The organism is Streptomyces sp. PL-25 (genome assembly GCF_058344915.1).
Genome location: NZ_CP136997.1, coordinates 4,805,961 through 4,832,792 on the forward strand (window position 1 = coordinate 4,805,961; position 26,832 = coordinate 4,832,792).

The following is a 26,832-nucleotide window of genomic DNA, read 5'->3' on the forward strand; positions in this document are numbered from 1 at the left end:
CACAGACCGGAGCAGTGGAACCCGGCGTCCACCCGAGACGACACACGGGCCCTCGCAGTGCCCGCCATCAGCCATCGAAAGCGAAACGGTCCACCGACTCCGTCGGCGGACCGTCATGCAAGATCGAGGCTAAAGTCGCTCGAAGGGAGAGGAGCGCTAAATGACCGATCCACGTGCTGCGGCTGGGCGAATGCTGAGTTACGGCGAAGACGCGCGAGAACGGCGCGTAACGGGCCACACCGTCCACTCCGTTGTCACCTATGGAAATGAGGTGGCAGACGCGATCCAGATAGTTGAACGGGAAGGCTGGCGGCTCGATCACGTAAACGCCTACGGCCAAGGCCTTGGAATGAACTCATACGTGTTGCTGGTCTTCCGTAAGAACAATGCCTGAGCGGCTCTGTCGTAGTTGGCCAGCCAAGCGCGTGCATCGCAGGCGAGCCCCGCCGGGCACACCGACAACTCCGGCTGTCCAGTAGGAGTAACTGATCGTTTCAGAATGAGTTGAGCTGCGGGTCTTGTGTCCGACGATCTTGGTCGGCAGGGTGTCCGGGTGCGTGCTGATCTTGTTCCTGACCAGCTGTGAGAGCGGGTGGCCCCGCTGCTGCCGGCCGCCCCCGAACGGCGCCATCGCCACCCGGGACGGCTGCGCTTTCCCGACCGAGTGGCGCTCGCCGGCGTCATGTATGTGCTGCGGACCGGTGTCGCGTGGCGCGATGTCCCCACAGAGACCGTTGGCTGTTCCGGGGTTTGCTCGAACTGCCTGCAGCCTGATCTGCATCCGACGTCTATCCAGCAGTCCCAGAACGCTCGGCCAGGAATCCGAGCGCAGCCCCAGGGCGCTGTGCTGAATCAGCCCGGAGCATCGGAACTCGACTTCCGACGCGTCAACTCGACCAGCTTCGTACGGAGGTCTGTCGCCGACTCTCCAAGCACGATGGCGCTGATCACCAGCTCAAGCATGACGCAGTCGTAGGCATCGTCCGTTCCTCGGTAGCGTTCGGCGTCCCGTTCAACTACGGCACTGCTGATCCGCCATCCACCGCCATCGACAGGCGCGAAGGTCGCCGCGAAGGTTCCGATACCCGTCCAGCTTCGGTGCAGGAAGACGACCTTGCCTTCCGTGAAGACGTCCCACTTCTCGTCCATGTCCCGCGACGCATAGCCGAGCTGGATCCGCTTCCAGTCGTCATCTGACCAGATCCGCTGAGGCAGCTCCGGCATCGGCTGAGGAGCCGCTATGGGCTGGATACGACCGGAGAACGTGGACCGGGTTACGCGTTTGTCAGCAGGCATGGAGTGATCCTACGGACGAAGCCGGGCGTCCCGGCATCCCGTCTCTCACGGACCCCACCGCGAAACGATCAGTTAGACGCGGGTTCCGTACTCGGCTCGGTCTCTCAGTCGGAGTCCTTGGTCTCTCCCATGAGCTCCTCCAAAGACATCTCGGAGACTGCCAGTTCGTCCACCGTCGGCGTCAGACGCAGCACCGCTTCGGCGTTCGCGATCATCCGCACGATTTCGATGGGAAGGTGGTGGAACTCCTCCATCACCACGTCGTACGGCTCGACCCGGTAGTTCCTGCCGTCCAGACCTTTCGCCTCCACCATGTACCGGTAGCCCATGGGTGAGTTCGGGTCCTCGGTCTTCACCCAGCGCGCGGGGTACCGGCGGACGAGCAGGTCACCCAGGAACGACGTCAGGTCCGTGTGCAGCCCGATCCAGTCGGACTGCTCGAATTCGTTCAGCGGAAGTCGCTCGACGTAGCTCTGGAGGCCGGGCACGGTCAGCAAGGGATCCTCTGCGTAGCGGTCCGGGCTCACTCCGAGGCTGGACGCGAGCCCCGAAGCATTGCGGTGGGCGCCTTCGGCCCAGGCTTCCACTTCGGAAGCCGACCCATCCGGCGTCTGGTTCTGCATCGTCCTCAACCCTTCGATCGGCCAGCGAGCAGTCTACTTCTTCTTGGCCGGCAGGTCCCACTGGTCCTTTTTGGGTGCCGGACCGTATTCCAGGAATATGATCTTCGCCTTTTTGAGGTAGTTCCTCAGTTCGTCGGAAGGGCCGGCGTGGGTGAAGGACCACCGGGGATCATATCCAGGATTCATACGACGGAGCGCGACATCCTTGTGGATCTGCTCCTTGATGTGCTTACTGAGCGGCACTTCGTTCTTTATCGTCTCGTGTGTGCCGTCCTTCAACGTGATGGTCCGGTACTGCCCGTACGTCTTCACCTCGACGGCGACGGTGCGCCCGTCGGGCAAATCGACCGGAACGTCCACCTTGCGTCCGCCGGTGGCGGTCACGGGATACTTCGGATCGGTGTTCGTGGGAACCGGGTAATGGCGTTCGGGGTCGCCGTGCCACAATTGCCGGTGGTATTCCTCGCCCATTTCCCATCGATTGCGTACCACGCGTTCGTTGCGGACATCGCGCAGCGTAAGAGGGCCGTCGCCCGACAGAAGAGCAGGTCGTGAGTAATCCGGCTCGTGCCCGGAGTAGGGGTTCCCGTCCTTTTCATGAGCGGACTCATGCGCGGGAGTGTGATCGTCGGCGTCGTGTACGGGTTCGTCCGGGGAACCGGCGGCGGGATCGTCGCCCTCCTGCCCGTGTCCGTGCTCGTCCCCGTGGCCGTTCGGGTGCTCCTGCCCCTCGTGACGGGGCTCGTGCGTGCCGTGCTCGCCGGGAGGGGTGTGATCGTCGCCTGCGGGAGAGTGGTCGCCGCTCGCCGGCTCTCCGGGGCGCTCCGAGCGGAAGGGGGGAGCCTCCTGCTTCCCTCCCACAGGGCCGTCGTGCGACTGCGGATGAACGGTTTCCTGGTGGTGACCTCGCGGAAGGTCGTGACCCGGAGCGTGCACACCGTCGCCCGGATAAGTGCTCGGCAGATGATCGACGCTGTTGCTGACCACCGGGAGGTGGTCGCTGCCGGCGTGGATGGCGGGCGTGGTGGGTGTGTGGTCGCCGGTGCGGCCGAGGTCGCCGAGGTCGGTGTCGAGGCTGTTGCCGAGGTGGAGGTGTTCGCCGGTGTGGGCGGCGGTCTCTGTTGCGGTGTGGGGGGCGGCGCCGACGAGGGCGGGTTCCCGGGCGGGGCTGGGGGTGTGGGGCAGGTCGGAGCCCGCCGGGCCCGTACCCGCTCCGGTGGCGGGGGGTTTGTGGAGTTCGTCGGCGTGGATGAGGATCTTGCCGTTGCCGTCGACGATGTGGCCGTCGGGGTGTCCGTAGAGCGGGCCGGTGTCCTCGGGGGCGGGCAGGGGGTGGGCGCCGTCGTGGACGACGGGGACGTCGTCGGGGAGCTTGAAGGTGCCGTTCGGCAGTTTCGTGGCTCCCTCCGGGATGGGGGTGCCCTCGGGGAGGTGGAAGCTGCCGTCGGGGAGTCTGAGGGCGTCCTTGGGGAGGGTGATCGCGTTCTCGGGGAGGGCCGGGATGTCGATCTTGCCGATGCCCTTCAGGGCCTTGGTGATGTCCCCGATCTTCGACAGGCCCGCACCCGCACCCTTGGCCACATACGTCATCGGGTCGATGACCCTGCCCGCCTTGCCCGCCACCGACAGTGCCTTCGCGACCGCGCCGGCCTTGCCCGCACCCGACGCCGCACCCCCCGCACCACCCGTGAACACCGTGGTCAGCACGTTGAACGTGACCGCTCCGGCCGCGCGGGCGGGGTTCTTGCCCCACTCGTCCCACGCCACCAGCGCCTTCCCCGTCTCCTTCATCGCCGTGCGCGAATCACGGATCCAGGACGGCAGCTTGTCGTCCGGCAGCGCCCAGAACAGCGTGCCCAGACCCGGCATGGAGGTCAGGACCAGACCCGTCGCCAGCTGCGCGAGGCCCTTCCACGCCTGGCCCATCGCCTCCCAGCCACCGAAACCGACCAGCGTCCCCAGGCCCTTGATCGTGCCCCACACACCGTCCACGATCAGGCCGTCCCACACGAACGACTTGACCCAGTGACCCACCTCCCACACATGATGCTTCTCCTCCACCGGGTCACCCCAGGGAAGCTTCGCGTTCTTCAGATCATCCGCGTCGAACCCGTACTGGTCCTTCCGGTCCGAACCGTCCCCCGCGACCATCTGCGTACCGTGGAACAACGCGGTGATCTTGTTGTGACAGGTACGCTCCGCCGCCCAGAACGCCGCCACCGTCCGCGTGATCTCGTCCCGGATCCGGTTGTGCCGGCCGACCTTGTCACCGTCGTACTGCCAGTCGTCATCGTCCTTCACCGAATCGACGAACGTCGTCGCCTCGTCCTTCAGATCCTCCAGCTTCTTCACCAGCGGACGGATCTCCGTCGCATACCCCGACAACGCCCCCGACACCGACTCCAGCCCGGTCGCGAACGTGTCCGCACGATCCTTCACCGGCTTCGTCGACGCGAACAACTGCTCCGCCTCCGGAGCCCTGTAATACGCCGACAACCCCTGGAACCTGGTATGGACGTCCTGACCGGTCGAGCGGATGTGGCCCGCGTCCGTCTTCAGGTTCCCGTACGCCTTCTCCAGCAGTTCCAGATCACCCGTGAACTGCGGAATCTCCTCAGGCTTGATCACGATGCACTGCCCCCCGTTCGTCGGCCCCGTCCAAGCAGGCCGACTCGCGTCAAGATCTCATCATCATACAAATAAGGGTCACGGCGTGTCAGGAGCTGCGGCCGCCGACGTGACGCGCCCGTGTACGTGGCCCGCCGAAACTCGCGGGCGGGGCCGTGGGGGAGGGCCCGAGCAGGATGCCGCCGAGGACGGCACCGGCGGCGCCGGGAGTACCGGAGAAGCCGGGACCGCCTGTGGGGCTGCCGATGGCGTCAACGTCCGCGTCGGCGCAGGGATTTCCGTGGACGCGGACGTCCTGTTCGGCGCGTTCGCGTGCCGCGCGGGCGAGGGTGTCGGCGGACAGCAGGTCGGCGGTGGCTCCGGAGACGGCGAGCAGGCGTTCCGCCTCGGCCAGCGTCGTACGGGCCTCCGGGCCCACCGCGCCCCGGTGTGTCGTGACGAAGTCTGCCGCCCCGGCGACGGTGCTGCGGGCCACGAGCAGCGCGGCGGCCGACAGGACGCCTGTACGCCCCGCCCCCAGCGGAGTCGCCGCCGCGACGATCCGGCGCAGGGCGTCCAGCGGATCGTACGGCCGCCCGGACGCCAACTCCTGCCGCACCGAGGCCAGTACGCCATCCAGGTGCAGCACGCGGGAGCGCGTCTCACCGGCCGGTACGTCCGCCGGTACGTCCGCCGGGCCGGTCCGCGCCGCCGCCCGTTCCGCCTCCGCCCCGCTCAGCGCGGCCGGGACCAGGGCCGCTGCCTCGTCCAGCGCGGCGGCGAGACGTTCGATGCCGTCGAGGAACACCGCCGCCTGCGCCACCGCGCCCTCGGCGGCGCGCAGATGGGCGATGGCGGCGTCGCGTTCGTCCCGATCGGCGGACTGGCGTGCCTGGTTGAGGTGGACGGTGGCGAACATCAGGCGGTCCCTGGCCTGTTCGGCGTGGCCCGTCACCTGGTCCGACGCGGAGGGGGCGTAGCGGCGTGCGAGACCGGCCAGTACCGACTCCGCCGCCGCCGTGCGGCTCGTCAGCGCGCGGAAACGGGTCTCGGCGACCCGCACCGCCCCGCCGACCCCCCGGTCCAGGCCCCGCAGCGCGTCGAAGTCGCCCGCCGCCGCGTCCAGCACCCGGCCGGCCTCCTCGCAGCGTCCGATCACCCCGGCCCGCGCCTGCCGCAGCCCGTCCGGGTCCGTCGGAGCGGTCGGAGCGGTCGGAGCGGCCGGAGCGGCCGGAGCGGTCCGGTCGCCGCTCACCAGTCGCACGGCGAAGGCCGCCGCCAGCTCCGTCCCGGCCTCCCGCACGGCCGCGGCGAACGGCGCCACGGCCGCGCCGCCGAACCGCGCCTCGGCGAAGGCGAGTTCCTCACGGCTCGTGCGTACGCAGTCGTCGGCCACGACGAGTGACCGCCGCGCCCGCTCCTCGGCTTCGAGGGGTTCGTCGAGTCCGCGGGCCTCGGCGGGTTCGTCGTGGCCGCCGCCCGGTGTCGTACGGGTCCGGGCCCGCCGGGTGCGCCGTACGTACCCGTACCCGGCGCCCACCGCGACCGCGCCCACCGCGGCGAGCGGCAGGACGAGGTCGGCGCCCGACGTCTCGTCCTGCCCGGGTGCGGCGGCGGTGGGAGCCGCCGCCGGGCCGGGCCCGGAGCGCGGTGCCGCCGCAACCGCGGTGCCGTTGTTGATCGTCATCACCGGAAGCGCCAGCCACATCAGCCCCGCCGTGCCGCCCAGCACGGCCCGCGCCGCCCGCACGCACCGGTGCGGGATCGCGCGGCGGGGCAGGACCCCGCGGGCCGGGGATGACGTCACGTTCGGGAGCGTATGACCGCCGGCGCGGGCCCGCGACCGGGGCCGCGGCACCGGCGGGGACGGATACGGGCGGGCGGACACGGCAACGCGGAAGGGGTCGGAACAGCGCCATGGAGAACAGCACAGGCCACACCACGGGCGACAGCGACGGCGGCAGAGACGGCGACAGCGACGGCGGCAGAGACGACAGCGGCAGCAGGACGGCCGCCCGGCCGGAGAACACGACGGAGACCGCCACGGACACTCCCGCCCTCGCCCTCGCCCCCGACGAGCCCACCCCCCATGAGCCCACCCCCGACAAGAAGTCCCCCCACAAGCAAACCCCCCGCTCCCGCTCCCGCACCCCCCGCTCCCTCCGCCGCATCCGCCGCGCCCGCCGCACCTTCCTCGCCCTCGTCCTCGTCCTCCTCCTCCCGCTCCTCGCCGCCGAGGCCGCCCTGCGGGTGAACTACACGGGCGACCCGGCCGAGGGCACCCGCACCCGGGGCCAGGACGCGATCTGGCTGGGGCACGCCTGGGTGGACGGGCGGAAGAAGGACGCCGACATCGAGGCGCTGGCCGCGCGGCTGCGCGGGACCGGCATCCGCGACCTGTACGTGCACGCGGGCCCGCTGGAGCACGACGGGACGCTGCCCGCGTCGGCGTACCGGGACGCGGGCCGCCTGATACCGGCCGTGCACCGGGCGCTGCCCGGGGTGCGGGTGCAGGCGTGGCTGGGGGACGTGCTGGCCACCGAGAGCCCGGACGGGCTGCGGCTGGAGCGGGCGGCGACGCGCGCGGCGGTGGTCGAGTCGACCCGGGCGGTGCTGGCGGCCGGTTTCGAGGGCGCCCACTTCGATCTGGAGCCGCTGCACTCCGGCGACCGCGACTACCTCGGCCTCCTCGACGACCTGCGCGCCCTCACCCACGCGCGCGGCGCCGTCCTGTCGGTGGCCGCGCACCAGATCGACCCGCTCCCGGCCTTCCACTCCGTGTGGGGCACCCTCACCGGCCACCCCAAGTGGTGGTCGCAGGCGTACTTCGGCGAGGTCGCGCGCCGGGTCGACCAGATCGCGGTGATGTCGTACGACACCATGCAGCCGTCGCAGAGCCTGTACGGCGGCTATGTCGCCCAGCAGACCTCGCTCGCCCTGGAGGCCACCCCGCCCACCACCGATCTGCTGATGGGCCTGCCCTTCTTCCACGAGAACCGGTTCGGCCACTGGGACCACGCCGAGACCGTGCCCGCCGCCGTCCGGGGCGTCCGCCTCGGCCTGTCCCGTACGGACGCGGACCGCCTCCGCTTCGGTGTCGCGCTGTACGTCGACTTCGCGGCGACGGAGGCGGACTGGACCGCCTACCGCGAGGGCTGGGCCCGCACTGCTCCACCCGAGTGACCTTCCCCCGCCTTCCGCCGTGTCGCCGCCCGGGGGCGGACGCTTTCCTCTTCAGTGGGGCCATAGATCTGATCAGTTCCAAATATGCCCTACGCCACCTATACCGCCGAATGCGCACAAGCAGGACAGGGCCAGCAGGACAGGGCCTCACCGGGCACGAGCAGCACGCGGCCCGTGCCCACCGGCGGGAGCGGCTCCCCGGAGGTAGCACAGATGTCGTACGACGGTGTCGGGCCCCGCGCGGTCCTGCGCTCGGTCGCCTGCCTGACCGCGGGCGCCCTGGCGGTGCCCCTGCTGGCGGGCTGCGGCTCGGACGACGAGGGCAGCAGACCGCTGGCCGGGCAGGACATCGCCCCCGCGGCCCGCGCCCAGGTCACCGACGGCGGCACGCTGCGCTGGGCGGTGGACACGATGCCGGAGACGCTGAACACCTTCCAGGCGGACGCCGACGCGAGCACCACCCGGATCGCCCAGGCGGTCCTGCCGGCCATGTTCCGCCTCGACGCCGGCGGCCGGCCGCAGCGCGACGCGGACTACCTCGACTCCGCGCGGGTGGTCGAGACCGAGCCCAGGCAGGTCGTCGTCTACCGGCTGAACCAGCAGGCCGTCTGGAGCGACGGCCGGGAGATCGGCGCCGCCGACTTCGCCGCCCAGTGGCGCGCCCTGTCCGGCAAGGACTCCGCGTACTGGACCGCGCGCAACGCCGGCTACGACCGCATCGAGAAGGTCGAGCGCGGCGCCAACGACCTGGAGATCCGGGTCACCTTCGCCCGGCCCTACGCGGACTGGAAGTCGCTGTTCTCGCCGCTGTACCCCAAGGACGTCACCGGCACCGCCAACGACTTCAACGACGGGGCGCGCAAGAAGCTCAAGGTCAGCGCCGGGCCCTTCGCCGTGCAGAAGATCGACACCGCGGAGAAGGAGGTGGTCCTCGCCCGCAGCCCGCGCTGGTGGGGCCACCCGGCCAAGCTGAACGAGATCGTGCTGCACCAGGTGGCGCGCGACAAACGGGCCGCCGCGCTCGCCGACGGCACCGTGGACGTGGCCGACATCGACCCGGCCGACGCCGACCGGATCACCCTCGCCGACGGCGCCCGGGGCAGCTCGCCCTTCCAGGGCCCGGCCGGCGGGCGCACCGCCGCCAAGGCGCTGCGCTCCTGGGCGCTGGTGCACGGCTCCGACGAGAAGGCCGCCGGGCGCGAGCGCCGCGCCCTGGCCGCGGGCCGCGGCACGCTCACCACCTATCTCCGCCAGCAGGACGCGCTGCGCGGGGTGAAGGTGCGCAAGTCCCTGGAGCCCGCCTTCACCCAGCTCGCGCTGAACGGCGCCGGCGGCCCGCTCGCCGACGAGCGCGTCCGGCACGCCGTGGCGCACGCCCTGGACCGCAAGGAGCTCGCCGAGATCGTCCTCAAGCCGCTCGGCCTGCCCGCCACCCCGGTCGGCAGCCACCTCGCCCTGTCCGGGCAGGCCGCCTACGCCGACAGCAGCGACGCGCTCGGCGGCCAGGACACCGCCCAGGCCAAGGCGCTGCTCGCCGACGCCGGCTGGGTGGCCGGGACGGGCAAGGAGCAGGACAAGCAGAAGAAGGGCGAGAAGGCGGCCGGCGCCCAGGGGCACGAGGACGCGGGCGGCGGGGACGGCGACGGTACGTACATCGTCGGGGTGAACGACGACATCGAGCACAACGGCGACGGCAAGGGCAGGCCCCGCGACGAGGAGAGCGCCGAGAACGGTGCCAGGACGCGCCAGCTCGCCCAGGACGGCGCCCCCGGCGCGTACGCACCCCGGGGCACCGCCGCCCCGGCCGGCACGGTGGCCGGGCCGCTGGCCAAGGACGGCAAGCCGCTCACGCTCCGCTTCGTCCTGCCCTCCGGGCCGGGCTCGGAGACGCTGCGCAAGGTCGCCGACCGGATCACGGCCATGCTGGAGAAGGTGGGCATCGCCACGGACGTGACGAAGGTCCCGGACGAGAGCTACTTCCGCGACCACATCGCCGCCGGCCAGTACGACCTGGCCCTGTACTCCTGGCCGGCCTCCGCCTACCCGGCCACCGACGCCCGCCCGGTGTACGCCAAACCCGTCCCGGCCGCCGACGGCTCCCTGAACGTGCAGCAGAACTACACCCGGGTCGGCACCGACCAGGTCGACCAGCTCTTCGACCAGGCCCTGGCCACCCTGGACGAGGGGCGGGAGCGCGACCTGGTGCGCAAGGCCGACGCCCGGATCTGGGCGAGCGCCGGGTCCATCCCGCTCTACCAGCGGCCCCAGCTCGTCGCGGTCCGCGACACCCTGGCCAACGTGGGCGCCTTCGGCTTCCAGACCCCGGTCTACGAGGACATGGGCTACCTGAGGAAGGGCGCGAAGGGGCCGTCCGGAGCGTCCTCGTAGCGGCGTGCGGGTGCGGGCCGGGAGCGTCCCGCACCCGGCCGCGCAGGCCCCCGGGGCGGCGCACCCGTACGATGGGGTGAGGCCGTGGCGTGTTCAGCCCGGCAGGGCGCGTGTACCGAGGACGTACGCGCAGCCGTCCGCACACTCCGGGAGTACGCCTCACTATGGCCGTGTCCGCAACACGTCACGACATTCGAAACGTCGCCATCGTCGCCCACGTCGACCACGGCAAGACGACCATCGTCGACGGCATGCTGAAGCAGGCCGGTGCCTTCGCCGCCCATCAGCTCGACTCCGTCGACGACCGCATGATGGACTCGAACGACCTGGAGCGTGAGAAGGGCATCACGATCCTCGCCAAGAACACGGCGGTGAAGTATCACCCCAAGGACGGCGGGGACCCCATCACGATCAACATCATCGACACCCCCGGCCACGCCGACTTCGGCGGCGAGGTCGAGCGCGGTCTGTCGATGGTCGACGGTGTCGTGCTGCTCGTCGACGCCTCCGAGGGCCCGCTGCCGCAGACCCGCTTCGTGCTGCGCAAGGCGCTCCAGCAGCGCCTGCCCGTCATCCTGTGCATCAACAAGACGGACCGCCCGGACTCCCGGATCGACGAGGTCGTCAACGAGACGTACGACCTCTTCCTCGACCTGGACGCCGACGAGGAGCAGATCGAGTTCCCGATCGTCTACGCCTGCGGCCGTGACGGCATCGCCTCGCTGACCAAGCCGGCCGACGGCACGGTCCCGGGCGACTCCGACAGCCTGGAGCCGTTCTTCTCCACCATCCTGGAGCACATCCCGGCCCCCACCTACGACGAGGAGCTGCCGCTCCAGGCGCACGTCACCAACCTGGACGCGGACAACTTCCTCGGCCGTATCGCGCTGCTGCGCGTGGAGCAGGGCGAGCTGCGCAAGGGCCAGACGGTCGCGTGGATCAAGCGCGACGGCTCCGTGCAGAACGTGCGCATCTCCGAGCTGATGATGACCGAGGCGCTCACCCGCAAGCCCGCCGAGAAGGCGGGCCCCGGTGACATCTGCGCCGTCGCCGGTATCCCCGACATCATGATCGGCGAGACGCTGGCGGACCCGGAGAACCCGGTCCCGCTGCCACTGATCACGGTCGACGAGCCGGCGATCTCCATGACCATCGGCACCAACACCTCGCCGCTGGTCGGCCGCGGCGGCACCGGCAAGGGCGCCGACGCGAAGGCGGCCGTCAAGGACCGCAAGGTCACCGCCCGCCAGGTCAAGGACCGCCTGGACCGCGAACTGATCGGCAACGTCTCGCTGCGCGTGCTGGAGACCGAGCGCCCGGACGCCTGGGAGGTGCAGGGCCGCGGTGAGCTGGCGCTGGCCATCCTGGTGGAGACCATGCGCCGCGAGGGCTACGAGCTGACCGTCGGCAAGCCGCAGGTCGTCACCAAGGACGTCGACGGCAAGACGTACGAGCCGGTCGAGCGCATGACGGTCGACGTGCCCGAGGAGCACATGGGCGCGGTCACGCAGCTCATGGGTGTGCGCAAGGGCCGGATGGACAACATGTCCAACCACGGCTCTGGCTGGGTCCGCATGGAGTTCGTGGTGCCCTCGCGCGGTCTGATCGGTTTCCGTACCGAGTTCCTGACCCAGACCCGCGGCACCGGCATCGGCCACTCCATCCACGAGGGCTTCGAGCCCTGGTTCGGCACGCTGACCACCCGCAACAACGGTTCGCTGGTCGCCGACCGCTCCGGTGCCGTCACCGCCTTCGCGATGACCAACCTCCAGGAGCGCGGTGTGCTCTTCGTGGAGCCGGGCACCGAGGTGTACGAGGGCATGATCGTCGGTGAGAACTCCCGCGCCGACGACATGGACGTCAACATCACCAAGGAGAAGAAGCTCACCAACATGCGGTCCTCGACCGCCGATGTGACCGAGTCCATCGTCCCGCCGCGCAAGCTCTCCCTGGAGCAGTCCCTGGAGTTCTGCCGCGACGACGAGTGCGTCGAGGTGACCCCGGAGGCGGTCCGCATCCGCAAGGTGAGCCTGGACGCGCGCGACCGCGCCCGCGCCGCCAGCCGGGCCAAGCACGGCTGAGCCGCGGCCGGCCCCCGGCGGCCGGCCGCCCATGGCACCCAGGGCCCGCCCGGCAGCACGCCGGGCGGGCCCGCCGCGTTCGGCGCGGGGGCACTCCCGAGGGCCGTTCCACGGGCCGGTACCGGGGCCGGCGTGTCAGGTCCGTACAGGGTTTTCCCTACAACCGGGGCCGGTCTTTCCGGTGTCGCCTACGGCGGTTCGCGCCATTGTTAGAGTGACCGGAATCTACGGCTTGCCGAGTCATCGCGCCGGTCTGTCCTCGGCCCCCGGTCGGGCCGGGCCGCGGGCGTGCTCGCCCCGCCCTCCGGTGCAACCGGTTTTCCACCACACCTTGTCCGCTATGCGGACAGTCTCGCCCGATAGTTGTGTAACAAGTCCGTTTCGCAGGGATCTTTCACCAAACCCTTTGTCCGGATTTTGGAAGAAGTACACGGCAGGTGTGATCGAACCGAGACCTGGAAGGTGTGGTTCGGTACGGTTCGGATGGCAGATAGTTAGGCGCGTAGAGCTCGGATCAACGGGTCACGCGCTGATGGAGGCGCCGACTCACGAGCCAGGGGGCACCTGAGCATTTCAGGCACCGGTAACGGTGATGCGTCAAGTGCCCCTCCATGCGGTGAACCAATGGACTCATGAGGAGGAGCCCCATGCGTGGTGCCAAGAGCGCCAAGTGGGTTGCGATAGCCGCGGTTGTGGCGCTGGGCGCGACGGCCTGTGGCGGCGGTGGTGACAAGGGCGGCGACAGCAAGGCCGCGGCCGACCCCAACGGGAAGTTCTCCGTCGAGGTGGGCGAGCCGCAGCACCCGCTGCAGCCCGCGAACACCATGGAGTCCAACGGCAGCATCGTCATCAAGTCCATCTTCTCCGGGCTCGTCGACTACGACTCCAGCGGCAAGATCGTCATGGTGAACGCCCAGTCGGTGGACACCACGGACAACAAGACCTTCACGGTCAAGCTGAAGCCGGGCTGGAAGTTCCACGACGGCACCCCCGTCACCTCCACGTCCTACGTCAAGGCGTGGAACTGGGCCGCCAACCCGGCCAACAAGCAGACCAACAGCGCGTGGTTCGCCGACATCCAGGGTTACGACGACGTCGCCCCGGCCAGCGGCAAGCCGAAGGCCGAGCAGATGTCCGGTCTGAAGGTCGTCGACGACAACACCTTCACGATCACTCTGTCGAAGCCGATCCCGTACTACACGTACAAGCTCGGCTACGAGGTCTTCGACCCGCTGCCGGAGTCCTTCTACAAGGACCCGAAGGCGGCCGGCGAGCACCCGATCGGCAACGGCCCCTACAAGTTCGTGAGCTGGCGCCACAAGCAGTCGATCGAGGTCGCCAAGTACGACGACTACAAGGGTCCGAACGCCGCGAAGAACGGCGGTGTGGTCTTCAAGAACTACGCCAAGCTCGAGACCGCCTACCAGGACCTCAAGTCCGGCAACCTCGACGTGATGCGCCAGGTCGCCCCGCGTGACCTCCCGGTCTACAAGCAGGACCTCGGCGACCGCGCGGTGGACCAGTCGTACTCGGCGATCCAGACCATCGCCGTGGCCTTCTACGCGCCGCAGTGGAAGAACGTCAACGTGAAGGTCCTCCAGGGCCTGTCGATGGCGATCGACCGCGACACCATCACCAAGACCGTCCTGCAGGGCACCCGTGAGCCGGCCACCGGCTGGGTCGCCAAGGGCGTCCTGGGCTACCAGCCGAACGCCGTCGGTGACATCACCAAGTACGACCCGGCCAAGGCGAAGCAGCTCATCCAGGAGGGTGGCGGCGTCCCGGGCAACAAGATCTCCATCCAGTACAACGCGGACGGCGGTCACAAGGAGTGGGTGGAGGCCGTCTGCGGCTCCATCACCAAGGCCACCGGCGTGGCGTGCACGGGCGACTCGAAGGCCGACTTCCAGGCCGACACCAACGCGCGTGACAACAAGCAGGTCAAGTCGCTCTACCGCTCCGGCTGGGTGCTCGACTACCCCTTCATCTCGAACTTCATCCGCGACCTGTTCGGCTCCAAGGCCGACGGCAACCAGGGTGGCTTCGCGAGCAAGGAGGTCGACGACCTGATCGCCAAGGCCGACGCCGCCAAGACGCTGGACGAGTCGGAGAAGCTCTACCAGCAGGTCGAGAAGCAGCTCCCGAACTACATGCCGAGCATCCCGCTCTGGTACTACAAGGTCAACGCGGGCTACTCCGAGAAGGTCGAGAACGTCAAGTACGACCAGCAGGGTGACCCCATCGTGACTGGCGTTGAGGTCAAGAAGTAACCGCTGACGACAACAGCGTGTGCCGTGCCGCACCCTTCAGCCGGGTGCGGCACGGCAGCGGCCGACGAACGGCCGGGGGGCCCTTTTCACCGCGTACGTACGGAATTCCTCGGGGAACCGCTCGTATGGGGCGAAAAGGGCCTGCCGCTGTGACTGACATGGAGGCACCATGGGGCGCTATGTCGCACGACGACTGCTCCAGATGATCCCGGTCTTCATCGGGACAACCCTGCTGATCTTCCTGATGGTCTACGCTCTGCCCGGCGACCCCGTGCGCGGGCTCTTCGGGGACAAGGCCACCACGCCGCAGGTGATCAACTCGCTGCGGCACGAGTACGGCCTCGACAAGCCGGTCCTGGTCCAGTACTGGGACTACATGCGGGGCATCGTCCTGCACGCCGACTTCGGTGACCAGATCGCCAGCGGCCGCCCGGTCACCGACATCCTCGGTGAGGCGTTCCCGGTGACGCTGCGGCTGGCCGGTCTCGCCTTCGCCATCGAGGCCGTCGTCGGCATCGTGCTCGGCGTCATCGCCGGCATGCGCGCGGGCAAGGCCGCCGACACCGTCATCCTCTTCGTGACGCTGCTGCTGATCTCGGTGCCGGTCTTCGTGCTCGGCTACATCCTCCAGACGGTGTTCGCGATCAACCTGGGCTGGCTGGAACCATCGGTCACCGACGAGACCGACCTCAACCAGTTCATCCTGCCCGCCATCGTGCTGGCCAGCGCCTCGCTCGCCTATGTGGCACGGCTGAGCCGCACGTCGGTCGCGGAGAACCTGCGCGCCGACTACATGCGCACCGCCGTCGCCAAGGGCCTGCCCAAGCGCCGGGTCATCGGCGTGCACCTGATGCGCAACTCGCTCATCCCGGTCGTCACCTTCCTCGGCACCGACCTCGGTGCCCTGATGGGCGGCGCGATCGTCACGGAGGGCATTTTCAACATCCACGGCGTGGGCGGCACCATCTACGACTCGATCGTGCGCCGAGAGGGCACCACGCTCGTCGGACTGGTCACCATCCTGGTCCTCGTGTACCTCTTCTGCAGCCTGATCGTCGACCTGCTCTACGCGGTTCTGGACCCGAGGATCCGTTATGCCTGAGCTGACCAAGTCCGCGGACGAAGCCCCCGGCGCCACCGCGACCGCAGCCGCGGGCGGCGAACTGCCGCAGCCCAAGGGGGAGAAGACCCGCAGCCTGTGGGGCGACGCCTGGCAGGACCTGCGCACCAACTGGGTGTTCATCGTCTCGGCCCTGCTGATCCTGCTGCTGCTCCTGATGGCCGCCTGGCCGGGGCTGTTCACCGACGGCGACCCGAACAACAAGGACCTGGCCGGGCACTACCTGGCGCACCCGCAGTACGGGAAGGTCTTCTCGGCCGACTGGCTGGGCTACGACGCCCAGGGCCGCAGCGTCTACGCCCGCGCCATCTACGGCGCCCGCGCCTCGCTGCTGGTCGGCGGCGGCACCACCCTCGCGGTGACCCTGCTCGGCGGTCTGATCGGCATGATCGCCGGTTACTTCGGCGGCTGGGTCGACGCGGTGCTGTCCCGGGTCACCGACATGTTCATGGGCATCCCGTTCCTGCTCGGCGCGCTCGTCCTGCTGAACGCCTTCACCGACCGCACCATCCCGGTCGTCATCCTGGCGCTGGCCTTCCTCGGCTGGACACAGACGGCCCGTGTGATGCGCGGTGCGGTCATCACGGTCAAGTCGACGGACTACGTGCAGGCGGCCAAGGCGCTCGGCGCCGGGACCAACCGCATCCTCTTCCGCCATGTGCTGCCCAACGCGGTGGCTCCGGTGATCGTCGTCGCCACCATCTCGCTCGGTGTCTACATCGGCGCCGAGGCCACGCTGTCGTTCCTGGGCCTCGGCCTGAACGGCGCCTCGTGGGGCAACGACATCTCCGACGGCGGCAACTCGATCCGCGTGGCCCAGTGGATCATGCTCTACCCGTCGATCCTGCTCAGCATCACGGTGCTGGCGTTCATCATGCTCGGTGAGGCCGTCCGCAACGCCCTCGACCCGAAGACACGCTGAGGGAGGCGTACGTGACCACCATCGAAGAAGTCACCCCGGTGCCGTCGCCACGCGACGGCGGGGCGGACGGCGGGCCACTGCTCGACGTGCGCGACCTGCACGTCGAGTTCCACACCCGTGAGGGTGTCGTGCGGGCCGTCAACGGCGTCAACTACAGCGTGAGCGCCGGTGAGACGCTGGCCGTGCTCGGCGAGTCCGGTTCCGGCAAGTCGGTGACCGCGCAGGCGATCATGGGCATCCTGGACATGCCGCCGGCGAAGATCCCGCAGGGCGAGATCCGCTTCCGCGGCCAGGACATGCTGACCATGGGCGCCGAGGAGCGCCGCAAGATCCGCGGCCGCCGGATCGCGATGATCTTCCAGGACGCGCTGTCCTCGCTGAACCCGGTGCTGACCGTCGGCTACCAGCTCGGCGAGATGTTCCGCGTCCACCAGGGCCTGTCCAAGAAGGACGCCAAGGCCAAGGCCATCGAGCTGATGGACCGGGTGAAGATCCCGGCCGCCGCGGCGCGCGTCAACGACTATCCGCACCAGTTCTCGGGCGGTATGCGCCAGCGCATCATGATCGCGATGGCGCTGGCCCTGGAGCCGGACCTGATCATCGCGGACGAGCCGACCACCGCGCTCGACGTGACGGTCCAGGCCCAGGTCATGGACCTGCTCGCGGAACTCCAGCGCGAGTACAACATGGGCCTCATCCTGATCACCCACGACCTCGGCGTGGTCGCCGACGTCGCGGACAAGATCGCGGTGATGTACGCGGGCCGGATCGTCGAGCAGGCGCCGGTGCGCGAGCTGTACAAGCGGCCCGCGCACCCGTACACGCGAGGTCTGCTGGACTCGATCCCGCGCCTGGACCAGAAGGGCCAGGAGCTGTACGCGATCAAGGGCCTGCCGCCCAACCTGCTGCGCGTACCGACCGGCTGCGCCTTCAACCCGCGCTGCCCCAAGGCCCAGGACATCTGCCGTACGGATGTCCCGGAGCTGCTGGCGGTCACCGAGCGCGACGGCGGCGAGCTGCCGGGCCGTGCCTCGGCCTGCCACTTCTGGAAGGAGACGATCCATGGCTGAGCTGAGCAAGAACGACGGGCAGCCGGACGCCACGCCGAACGTCTCCGAGGTGGACGTCGTCGCGGCCCGCAGCGAGGACGAGGCGGTCGACGCCATCGAGGCGCCGGTCCAGCACGGCGAGCCGATCCTCCAGGTGCGCAACCTGGTGAAGCACTTCCCGCTCACCCAGGGCATCCTGTTCAAGAAGCAGGTCGGCGCGGTCAAGGCCGTCGACGGCATCTCCTTCGACCTGTACCAGGGCGAGACCCTGGGCATCGTGGGCGAGTCCGGCTGCGGCAAGTCGACCGTGGCCAAGCTCCTGATGAACCTGGAGCGGGCGACCGCGGGCGAGATCTTCTACAAGGGCCAGGACATCACCAAGCTGTCCGGGCGCGCGCTGAAGGCGGTCCGCCGGAACATCCAGATGGTGTTCCAGGACCCGTACACCTCGCTGAACCCGCGGATGACGGTCGGTGACATCATCGGCGAGCCCTTCGACATCCATCCCGAGGTGGCCCCGAAGGGCGACCGGCGCCGCAAGGTGCAGGAGCTGCTGGACGTCGTGGGTCTCAACCCGGAGTACATCAACCGGTACCCGCACCAGTTCTCCGGCGGTCAGCGCCAGCGCATCGGCATCGCCCGCGGCCTCGCGCTCAACCCCGAGGTCATCATCTGCGACGAGCCCGTCTCGGCGCTGGACGTGTCGGTGCAGGCGCAGGTCATCAACCTGATGGAGCGCCTCCAGGACGAGTTCAACCTGTCCTACATCTTCATCGCGCACGACCTGTCCATCGTCCGGCACATCTCGGACCGCGTGGGCGTGATGTACCTGGGCAAGATGGCCGAGATCGGCTCGGACGAGCAGATCTACGACCACCCGACGCACCCGTACACGCAGGCGCTGCTGTCGGCGGTCCCCGTCCCGGACCCGGACGCCCGTGAGCACCGCGAGCGGATCATCCTCACCGGCGACGTGCCGTCCCCGGCCAACCCGCCCTCGGGCTGCCGCTTCCGCACCCGCTGCTGGAAGGCCCAGGACAAGTGCGCCGAGGAGGTCCCGCTGCTGGCGATCCCCGAGCGTTTCAAGGGCACGGACAGCCAGGCGGCCCACGAGTCGGCCTGCCACTTCGCCGAGGAGAAGGACATCGTCCACGCGGCGTAGCTCCCACCACGGCACCACCACCGGATCCCGGTACCCCCTCCAGGGTGCCGGGATCCGGCGTTTCCGCGCTTCGACGGGCGTGCATCCGGCTGGAGTCGGGCCGCTCGCGGTGAGGCATCCCGGATATATGCGGCTTATGTGCTGATATGTGTGCCGAGTCGTCGGCCGGACCGAGCCGTGTCCCGTACCCGAGGAGGCGCCCATGCGTGCAGGCACCCGTGTGCGGTGGGCCGGTGCGGCGCTGGCGGCGGCCGCCCTGCCGCTGGCCGCCGGGTGCGGCAGCACGACGGGCGCCGGGGCCGGGGTGCTCAGCTCCTCCTGGGGCGACCCGCAGAACCCGCTGGAGCCCGCCAACACCAACGAGGTGCAGGGCGGCAAGGTCCTCGACATGGTCTTCCGCGGGCTGAAGCGGTACAACCCGCGCACCGGCAAGGCCGAGAACATGCTCGCCGAGCGGATCGAGACCACCGACTCGCAGAACTACACGGTCACCGTCAGGCCCGGCTGGACGTTCAGCGACGGCGAGCCGGTCACCGCCCGCTCCTTCGTCGACGCCTGGAACTACGGCGCGAGCCTGCGCAACAACCAGAAGAACGCGTACTTCTTCGGCTACATCGACGGCTACGACCAGGTCCACCCCGACAGCGGCGGCCAGCGCGCCGACACCCTGTCCGGGCTGAAGGTGACCGGGCCGCGGACCTTCACCGTGCGCCTCAACCAGAAGTTCTCCACCTTCCCCGACACCCTCGGCTACGCCGCCTTCGCCCCGCTGCCCCGCACCTTCTTCACCGACCACAAGGGCTGGCTCGCCAAGCCCGTCGGCAACGGCCCGTACACCATCGCGTCCTACACCAAGGGCGCGCAGATGTACCTGAAGAAGTGGGCCGCCTACCCGGGGCCCGACAAGGCGCTGAACGAGGGTGTGACGCTGCTCGTCTACACCGACAACAACACCGCGTACACCGATGTGCTGGCCGGCAACCTCGACCTGGTCGACGACATCCCCGCCAGCCAGCTCAAGAACGTCACCAAGGACCTGGACGGCCGCTACATCAACACCCCGGCCGGCATCATCCAGACCCTCGCCTTCCCCTTCTACGACAAGGCGTGGAACACCGAGGGCGCCCGCAAGGTCCGCACCGGCCTGTCCATGGCCATCGACCGCGCGCAGATCACCAAGACCCTCTTCCGCGGCACCCGCACCCCCGCCACCGACTGGACCTCACCGGTGCTCGGCACCGACGGCGGCTTCCAGGCGGGGCTGTGCGGCCGGGCGTGCGCGTACGACCCGGCCACGGCCCGCAGGCTGGTCAAGGAGGGCGGCGGACTGCCCGGCGGCCAGGTGCGCATCACGTACAACGCGGACACGGGCTCGCACAAGGAATGGGTGGACGCCGTGTGCAACTCCATCAACAACGCGCTCGGCAACGACCGCGCGTGCGTCGGCAACCCGGTCGGCACCTTCGCCGACTTCCGCAACCAGATCTCCCAGCACCGGATGCCGGGCCCCTTCCGGGCCGGCTGGCAGATGGACTACCCGCTCATCCAGAACTTCCTCCAGCCGCTGTACTACACCGACGCCTCCTCCAACGACGGGAAGTGGTCGAACAAGGAGTTCGACCGACTCGTCGACCGGGCCAACGCGGAGAGCGGCAAGGGCGCCGCGATCAAGCTCTTCCAGCAGGCCGAGGGCGTCGTCCGGGACAACATGGCCGCCATCCCGCTGTGGTACCAGAACGGCAGCGCCGGCTACTCGGAGCGGCTGCACGACGTGGCGCTCAACCCGTTCAGCGTGCCCGTCTACAACGAGATCAAGGTCGGCTGACCCGCCATGGGACGCTATGTCGTCAGACGCCTGCTCCAGATGATCCCCGTCTTCATCGGGGCCACCCTGCTGATCTTCCTCATGGTCAACGTGATGGGCGACCCGGTCGCCGGACTGTGCGGCGAACGCGCCTGCGACACCGCCACGGCCGCCCAGCTCAAGCGGGAGTTCGGCCTCGACAAGCCGCTGTGGCAGCAGTACGCGACCTACATGGGCAACGTCTTCACCGGCGACTTCGGCACCGCCTTCAACGGCCAGCCCGTCACCGAACTGATGGGCGCCGCCTTTCCCGTGACGATCCGTCTGACGATCGTCGCCATCGTCTTCGAGATCGTCATCGGCATCTCCCTGGGCGTGGTCACCGGGCTGCGGCGCGGCCGGCCCGTCGACACCGGCGTGCTGCTGCTCACCCTCGTCGTGATCTCCGTGCCGACCTTCGTCACCGGTCTGCTCCTGCAACTGCTGCTCGGCGTCAAGTGGGGCTGGATCCGGCCGTCCGTGCCGCCCGAGGCGTCCTTCGACGAACTGATCGTGCCCGGCCTGGTCCTGGCCTCCGTCTCGCTGGCCTACGTCACCCGGCTGACCCGCACCTCCATCGCCGAGAACCGCCGCGCCGACTACGTCCGCACCGCCGTCGCCAAGGGCCTGCCCCGCCGCCGCGTCGTCGTACGGCACCTGCTGCGCAACTCCCTGATCCCCGTGGTCACCTTCATCGGCACCGACATCGGGGCGCTGATGGGCGGCGCCATCGTCACCGAGCGGATCTTCAACATCCACGGCGTGGGCTACCAGCTCTACCAGGGCATCCTGCGGCAGAACACCCAGACCGTGGTCGGCTTCGTCACCGTCCTGGTCCTGGTCTTCCTGGCCGCCAACCTGCTCGTGGACCTGCTGTACGCCGTACTCGACCCGAGGATCCGCTATGCCTGAGCAGCCGCCGCAGCCGCAGCCGTTCGAGCCCGAGGGCGCCGTCGCGGGGACCGGCATGGGCGGCGGGATGGACCTCGCGGCGAGCGAGGCGGCCACCCTGGCGCCGGGCCCGGACGGCGGCGCGGACGGCGCCGGACCGACGGAGCGGCCCCGCTCGCTGTGGTCCGACGCCTGGCGCGACCTGCGCCGCAACCCGGTCTTCCTGGTCTCCGCGCTGGTGATCTGCTTCCTGGCCCTCATCGCGGTGTGGCCCTCGCTGATCGCCCCCGGCAACCCCCTCGTCTGCGATCTGGCCAAGGCCCAGGACGGCCCCTCGGCCGGGCACCCCTTCGGCTTCGACGGCCAGGGCTGCGACGTCTACACGCGCACCGTGCACGGCGCCCGCGCCTCCGTCACCGTCGGTGTCTGCGCCACCCTCGGCGTCGCCCTGCTCGGCTCGGTGCTCGGCGCCCTCGGCGGCTACTTCGGCGGTGCCTGGGACGCGGTGCTCTCCCGCGTCACCGACATCTTCTTCGCCATCCCGGTCGTGCTCGGCGGCCTGGTCCTGCTGTCCGTGGTCACCAGCAACACCGTCTGGCCGGTCGTCGGCTTCATCGTGCTGCTGGGCTGGCCGCAGATCTACCGCATCGCCCGCGGCTCCGTCATCACCGCCAAACAGCACGACTACGTGCAGGCCGCCCGCGCGCTGGGCGCCTCCGACACGCGGATCCTGCTGCGGCACATCGTGCCCAACGCCGTCGCCCCGGTGATCGTGGTCGCCACCATCGCGCTGGGCACGTACATCGCCCTGGAGGCCACCCTGTCCTACCTGGGCGTCGGCCTGAAACCGCCCAGCGTGTCCTGGGGCATCGAGATCTCCGCCGCCTCCCCCTACGTCCGCAACGCCCCGCACGCCCTGCTGTGGCCCGCCGGCGCGCTGGCCGTGACCGTCCTGGCGTTCATCATGCTCGGCGACGCCGTCCGCGACGCCCTCGACCCGAAGCTGAGGTGACGGCCGCCATGCTGCTCGAAGTCCGCGATCTGCACGTGGAGTTCCGCACCCGGGACGGGATCGCGCACGCCGTCAACGGCGTCAGCTACGAGGTGGACGCGGGCCGGACCCTGGCCGTGCTCGGCGAGTCCGGCTCCGGCAAGTCGGTGACCGCGCAGGCGATCATGGGCATCCTCGACATGCCGCCCGGCCGCATCACCGGCGGCGAGATCCTCTTCCAGGGCCGCGACCTGCTGAAGCTCCCGGAGGAGGAGCGGCGCGCGGTCCGCGGCGCCAAGATCGCGATGATCTTCCAGGACGCGCTGTCCTCGCTGAACCCGGTGCTCACCGTGGGCGACCAGCTCGCCGAGATGTTCACCGTGCACCGGGGCCTGTCCCGCAGGCAGGCGCGGGCCAAGGCGGTGGAGCTGATGGACCGGGTGCGCATCCCGGCCCCCGCGCAGCGCGTACGCGACTATCCGCACCAGTTCTCGGGCGGTATGCGCCAGCGCATCATGATCGCGATGGCGCTGGCCCTGGAGCCGGACCTGATCATCGCGGACGAGCCGACCACCGCGCTCGACGTGACGGTCCAGGCCCAGGTCATGGACCTGCTCGCGGAGCTGCGGCGCGAGTTCGACATGGGCCTCATCCTGATCACCCACGACCTCGGGGTGGTGGCGGACGTCGCGGACGAGATCGCGGTCATGTACGCCGGGCGGATCGTGGAGCGGGCGCCCGTGCACGAGCTGTACAAGCGGCCCGCGCACCCGTACACGCGGGGTCTGCTGGAGTCGATCCCGCGCCTGGACCAGAAGGGCCGCGAGCTGTACGCGATCAAGGGCCTGCCGCCCAACCTCACGCGGATCCCCGCCGGTTGCGCCTTCCACCCGCGCTGCCCGATGGCCCGGGACGTGTGCCGCACCGACGTACCGCCGCTCTACGAGGTCGACGCCCGGCGCGGGTCCGCCTGCCACTTCTGGAGGGAGTGCCTGGATGCCTGAGCCGCTGCTGGAGGTCGCCGGGCTGGTCAAGCACTACCCGCTCACCCAGGGGATCCTGTTCAGGAAGCAGGTCGGCGCGGTCAAGGCCGTCGACGGCGTCGACTTCGCCCTCGGCCGGGGCGAGACGCTGGGCATCGTGGGGGAGTCCGGCTGCGGCAAGTCGACCGTGGCCAAGCTGCTGTGCCAGCTGGAGCGGCCCACGGCCGGGGCGATCCGCTACCGGGGCGAGGACATCACCAGGCTGTCCGGGCGTGCGCTGAAGGCGGTGCGCCGGAACATCCAGATGGTGTTCCAGGACCCGTACACCTCGCTGAACCCGCGGATGACGGTCGGTGACATCATCGGCGAGCCGTACGACATCCACCCCGAGGTGGCCCCGAAGGGGGACCGGCGCCGCAAGGTGCAGGAGCTGCTGGACGTCGTCGGGCTCAACCCGGAGTACATCAACCGCTATCCGCACCAGTTCTCCGGCGGTCAGCGCCAGCGCATCGGCATCGCCCGCGGCCTGGCCCTGCGCCCGGAGGTCATCGTCGCCGACGAACCGGTCTCCGCGCTGGACGTCTCCGTGCAGGCCCAGGTGATCAACCTGCTGGAACGCCTCCAGTCGGAGTTCGACCTCTCCTACGTCTTCATCGCGCACGACCTGTCCATCGTCCGGCACATCTCCGACCGGGTCGGGGTCATGTACCTGGGCCGGATCGTGGAGACCGGCACGGACGAGCAGATCTACGACCACGCGACCCACCCGTACACCCAGGCGCTGCTGTCGGCGGTCCCGGTGCCCGACCCGGAGGCCCGCGAGCGCCGCGAGCGGATCATCCTCACCGGCGACGTGCCGTCCCCGGCGGCCGTCCCCTCCGGCTGCCGCTTCCGCACCCGCTGCTTCAAGGCACGGGAGCGCTGCGCCCTGGAGGTCCCGCTGCTCGCGGTCCCCGCCGAGTTCCGCCACACCCCCGGCCCGGCCGCCCACGACTCGGCGTGCCACTTCGCGGCGGAGCGGCAGGGGGTGACGGGGTGAGCGGCGGGGGCGTTGATGCGGCGGCAACACCGCCGACCCGGGGGCGACACACGGGTGCGGGAGGCTGCCGGGGTACGGCCGTGCGGGTGCCGTGGGCGGGCCGGGTGCACCGTCCCCTGCGGGGGAGGCGCGCCCGGCCCGCCGCCTTGCCGGTCAGTCCAGGCCGAGCGACCGCTTGAGGAAGTCGACCTGGAGCAGCAGCAGGTTCTCCGCGACCTGTTCCTGCGGAGTCATGTGGGTGACCCCGGACAGCGGCAGCACCTCGTGCGGGCGGCCGGCGGCGAGCAGGGCGGAGGAGAGCCGCAGGGCGTGGGCGACCACCACGTTGTCGTCGGCGAGGCCGTGCACGATCATCAGCGGCCGGTGCTGCTCGGCGGGCGCGGTCAGGCCGTCGTCGGAGACGAGGGACGAGTGCGCGTACGGCGCCGGGTCCGCGGCCGGGTCGCCGAGGTACCGCTCGGTGTAGTGGGTGTCGTAGAGGCGCCAGTCGGTGACCGGGGCGCCCGCGATGCCCGCGTGGAAGACGTCCGGGCGGCGCAGCACGGCCAGCGCGGAGAGGTAGCCGCCGTAGGACCAGCCGCGGACGGCCACCCGGTCCAGGTCGAGCGGATGGGTCTTCGCGAGGTCCTGGAGGGCCTCGATCTGGTCGTCCAGGGTGACGGTGAAGTCGTGGTGGATCGCCTTCTCCCAGCCGGGGGAGCGGCCGGGGGTGCCGCGGCCGTCGGCGACGACCACAGCGAAACCCTGGTCGGCGAACCACTGGGAGGTGAGGTACGCGTTGTGCGCCGCCATCACTCGCTGCCCGTGCGGGCCGCCGTAGGGGTCGAGGAGGACGGGCAGGGGGGCGGCCGCGGCAGTGTCACGGGGGTAGTCCGTAGGCATAAGCACGGCGCACGGAATTCGGCGTGCGCCCCCCTCGGTGAGGGTCACGCGCGGGGAGATACCGGGCGTCTCGGCGTACGAGGCGATCTCGGCGACCTGTTCGCCGTCCCGCAGCACCCGGACCCGCGAACCCGGCCGGCGCAGCTCCGCCGACACCAGCACGGTCACGTCCCCCGAGCGCACGGCCGTGTGCACGCCGGGCTCCCGGCTGACACGCTCCAGGCCCAGCTCGTTGACCCGGTAGACATGGGTCTCGCCGATCTCCGGCTCGGCGGCCTCCTCGCCCGCCGAGGCGGAGACGAGCACCTCGTCCGCGGTGACGTCGAGAACCGCACGTACGTGCAACTGAGGCCCGGTGAGCGGGCGTTCGCCGACCGCGAGCACCCGCGCGCCCCCTTCGTCCGCGATCCGCACGAGCTGCCCGGACGGGCTCCAGCACGGCACACCGGGGAAAAGATCAAGCCAACTTGGGTCCTCGTCCGCGTGCACCATCCGGGTCGAGCCGGACTCCGGGTCGACGGCCAGATACACCTGACCGCGCTGGTCCCGCGCCTGCACGAGCAGCAGCGGCGCTCCCGCCGCTGACCAGTGCACACGTGCCAGGTACGGGTAGCGGGAGCGGTCCCAGGAGATCTCCGTGCGGGACCTGTCCAGGGTGATCACGAACAACCGTACGTCAGCGTTGGGGGTGCCCGCCGCGGGGTAGCGCACCCGGGCGGGCTCCCGGCCGGGGTGGGCCGGGTCGGAGATCCACCACTGCTGCACCGGCGCGTCGTCGGCGCGTGCCACCAGCAGCCGGTCCGACTCCGGGGACCACCAGAAGCCCCGGTGGCGGCCCATCTCCTCGGCCGCGGCGAACTCCGCCAGGCCGTAGGTCACCGTCTCCGACTCGGGCTCGGCGAGCGCCCGGTCGTCCTCGCCCCCGGCGCCCACCACGCGCAGCGCGCCCCCGGCGACGTAGGCGACGCGCCGTCCGTCCGGGGCGGGTCGGGGGTCGATCACCGGTCCCGGAACGGTCAGTTCACGCACCGAGCCCGTGCGCAGCCCGGCGGTGAACAGCCGTCCCGACAGGGCGAAGGAGGCCAGCTCCACGGCCTTGTCGGTGGCATATCCGACGATGCCGGCGCCGCCCTCGCGGGTGCGCTCACGGCGTGCGCGCTCCTCGGGCGAGAGGTGCTCCAGGGCGCCGCCGAGGAGGGCGCGGGGGTCGGCGGCCACGCGCTCGCCGGACCCGTCCAGGTCCAGGACCCGCAGCGAACTGGCGCGGTCCGTACCGGAGTCGGAGCGCAGGAAAACCACACGTGAGGCGTCGGGAGCGACGGTGAAGGCACGCGGCGCGCCGAGCGTGAACCGCTGGGTGCGCGCGTGCTGTCGGGGGAAGGAGTCAGGCTCGGTCGTCATGGAAAGACCATATTGGCCATGCGCCCCCTTGTGCGGCCGTGCGCCGACCGATGCGCGCGTGCGGATAGTTATGATCGTTAGCGCATAGTGGGTATGAACCT

At 70.1% G+C, this 26,832-nt stretch carries 19 protein-coding genes and 1 pseudogene; 15 read left to right on the forward strand and 5 right to left on the reverse strand.

Annotated elements, in window-relative coordinates:
* Positions 1-160: 160 nt before the first annotated feature.
* Both R4Z62_RS21825 and R4Z62_RS21830 read left to right on the forward strand, forming a co-directional pair.
* Positions 161-394 (forward strand): hypothetical protein, encoded by a 234-nt coding sequence (locus tag R4Z62_RS21825; protein ID WP_491520669.1) that lies wholly within the window; start codon positions 161-163, stop codon positions 392-394.
* A gap of 198 nt (positions 395-592) precedes the next feature.
* Positions 593-685: pseudogene (locus R4Z62_RS21830) on the forward strand (IS5/IS1182 family transposase); the annotation flags it as partial.
* Between the two features lie 167 nt (positions 686-852).
* Here the strand turns inward: R4Z62_RS21830 and R4Z62_RS21835 are convergent.
* From R4Z62_RS21835 to R4Z62_RS21850, 4 genes are all read right to left on the reverse strand, one after another.
* Positions 853-1,296 carry a hypothetical protein gene (locus R4Z62_RS21835; RefSeq protein WP_491521969.1) on the reverse strand — a complete coding sequence of 148 codons (444 nt, stop codon included), beginning with the start codon at positions 1,294-1,296 and terminating at the stop codon, positions 853-855.
* Positions 1,297-1,400: 104 nt separating this feature from the next.
* A complete protein-coding gene (locus R4Z62_RS21840) occupies positions 1,401-1,919 on the reverse strand; it encodes a hypothetical protein (RefSeq protein WP_216826778.1) in 519 nt (172 codons plus the stop codon).
* Positions 1,920-1,952: 33 nt separating this feature from the next.
* A complete protein-coding gene (locus tag R4Z62_RS21845; protein ID WP_491520670.1) occupies positions 1,953-4,547 on the reverse strand; it encodes a hypothetical protein in 2,595 nt (864 codons plus the stop codon).
* 88 nt (positions 4,548-4,635) lie between these two features.
* A complete protein-coding gene (locus R4Z62_RS21850; protein WP_491521910.1) occupies positions 4,636-6,213 on the reverse strand; it encodes a hypothetical protein in 1,578 nt (525 codons plus the stop codon).
* Between the two features lie 230 nt (positions 6,214-6,443).
* Here R4Z62_RS21850 and R4Z62_RS21855 point away from each other — a divergent pair, with 230 nt between their 5' ends.
* The 13 genes from R4Z62_RS21855 (at position 6,444) to R4Z62_RS21915 (ending at position 24,448) form a co-directional block, all read left to right on the forward strand.
* Complete coding sequence (locus R4Z62_RS21855; protein ID WP_491520671.1) at positions 6,444-7,709, forward strand: hypothetical protein; 1,266 nt, start codon at positions 6,444-6,446, stop codon at positions 7,707-7,709.
* Positions 7,710-7,922: 213 nt separating this feature from the next.
* Positions 7,923-10,097 carry an ABC transporter family substrate-binding protein gene (locus R4Z62_RS21860; protein WP_491520672.1) on the forward strand — a complete coding sequence of 725 codons (2,175 nt, stop codon included), beginning with the start codon at positions 7,923-7,925 and terminating at the stop codon, positions 10,095-10,097.
* A 164-nt stretch (positions 10,098-10,261) separates the two neighbouring features.
* Positions 10,262-12,178 carry a translational GTPase TypA gene (gene typA, locus R4Z62_RS21865; protein ID WP_064535031.1) on the forward strand — a complete coding sequence of 639 codons (1,917 nt, stop codon included), beginning with the start codon at positions 10,262-10,264 and terminating at the stop codon, positions 12,176-12,178.
* A 647-nt stretch (positions 12,179-12,825) separates the two neighbouring features.
* On the forward strand, positions 12,826-14,448 hold the full coding sequence (locus tag R4Z62_RS21870) for a peptide ABC transporter substrate-binding protein (RefSeq protein ID WP_064535033.1): 1,623 nt from the start codon (positions 12,826-12,828) through the stop codon (positions 14,446-14,448).
* Positions 14,449-14,617: 169 nt separating this feature from the next.
* Positions 14,618-15,550: an ABC transporter permease gene (locus tag R4Z62_RS21875; RefSeq protein ID WP_064535035.1), complete on the forward strand. Its 933-nt coding sequence runs from the start codon at positions 14,618-14,620 to the stop codon at positions 15,548-15,550.
* On the forward strand, positions 15,543-16,490 hold the full coding sequence (locus R4Z62_RS21880) for an ABC transporter permease (RefSeq protein WP_064535037.1): 948 nt from the start codon (positions 15,543-15,545) through the stop codon (positions 16,488-16,490). The genes R4Z62_RS21875 and R4Z62_RS21880 overlap by 8 nt, the downstream gene beginning before the upstream one ends.
* 11 nt (positions 16,491-16,501) lie before the next feature.
* Positions 16,502-17,560, forward strand: coding sequence for an ABC transporter ATP-binding protein (locus R4Z62_RS21885; RefSeq protein ID WP_491520673.1), 1,059 nt, complete (start codon positions 16,502-16,504; stop codon positions 17,558-17,560).
* A complete protein-coding gene (locus R4Z62_RS21890) occupies positions 17,553-18,701 on the forward strand; it encodes an ABC transporter ATP-binding protein (protein ID WP_491520674.1) in 1,149 nt (382 codons plus the stop codon). The genes R4Z62_RS21885 and R4Z62_RS21890 overlap by 8 nt, the downstream gene beginning before the upstream one ends.
* A 202-nt stretch (positions 18,702-18,903) precedes the next feature.
* Complete coding sequence (locus R4Z62_RS21895; RefSeq protein WP_491520675.1) at positions 18,904-20,526, forward strand: peptide ABC transporter substrate-binding protein; 1,623 nt, start codon at positions 18,904-18,906, stop codon at positions 20,524-20,526.
* Between the two features lie 6 nt (positions 20,527-20,532).
* A complete protein-coding gene (locus R4Z62_RS21900) occupies positions 20,533-21,456 on the forward strand; it encodes an ABC transporter permease (protein ID WP_064535045.1) in 924 nt (307 codons plus the stop codon).
* On the forward strand, positions 21,449-22,447 hold the full coding sequence (locus tag R4Z62_RS21905) for an ABC transporter permease (RefSeq protein WP_491520676.1): 999 nt from the start codon (positions 21,449-21,451) through the stop codon (positions 22,445-22,447). Before R4Z62_RS21900 ends, R4Z62_RS21905 begins: the two co-directional genes overlap by 8 nt.
* Before the next feature lie 8 nt (positions 22,448-22,455).
* Positions 22,456-23,430 (forward strand): ABC transporter ATP-binding protein, encoded by a 975-nt coding sequence (locus tag R4Z62_RS21910; protein ID WP_491520677.1) that lies wholly within the window; start codon positions 22,456-22,458, stop codon positions 23,428-23,430.
* Positions 23,423-24,448: an ABC transporter ATP-binding protein gene (locus tag R4Z62_RS21915; protein ID WP_491520678.1), complete on the forward strand. Its 1,026-nt coding sequence runs from the start codon at positions 23,423-23,425 to the stop codon at positions 24,446-24,448. Before R4Z62_RS21910 ends, R4Z62_RS21915 begins: the two co-directional genes overlap by 8 nt.
* A gap of 153 nt (positions 24,449-24,601) precedes the next feature.
* On the opposite strand, the gene R4Z62_RS21920 is transcribed toward R4Z62_RS21915, so the two are convergent.
* Positions 24,602-26,731, reverse strand: a complete 2,130-nt coding sequence (locus R4Z62_RS21920) for a S9 family peptidase (protein ID WP_491520679.1) — start codon at positions 26,729-26,731, stop codon at positions 24,602-24,604.
* Positions 26,732-26,832: the final 101 nt, after the last annotated feature.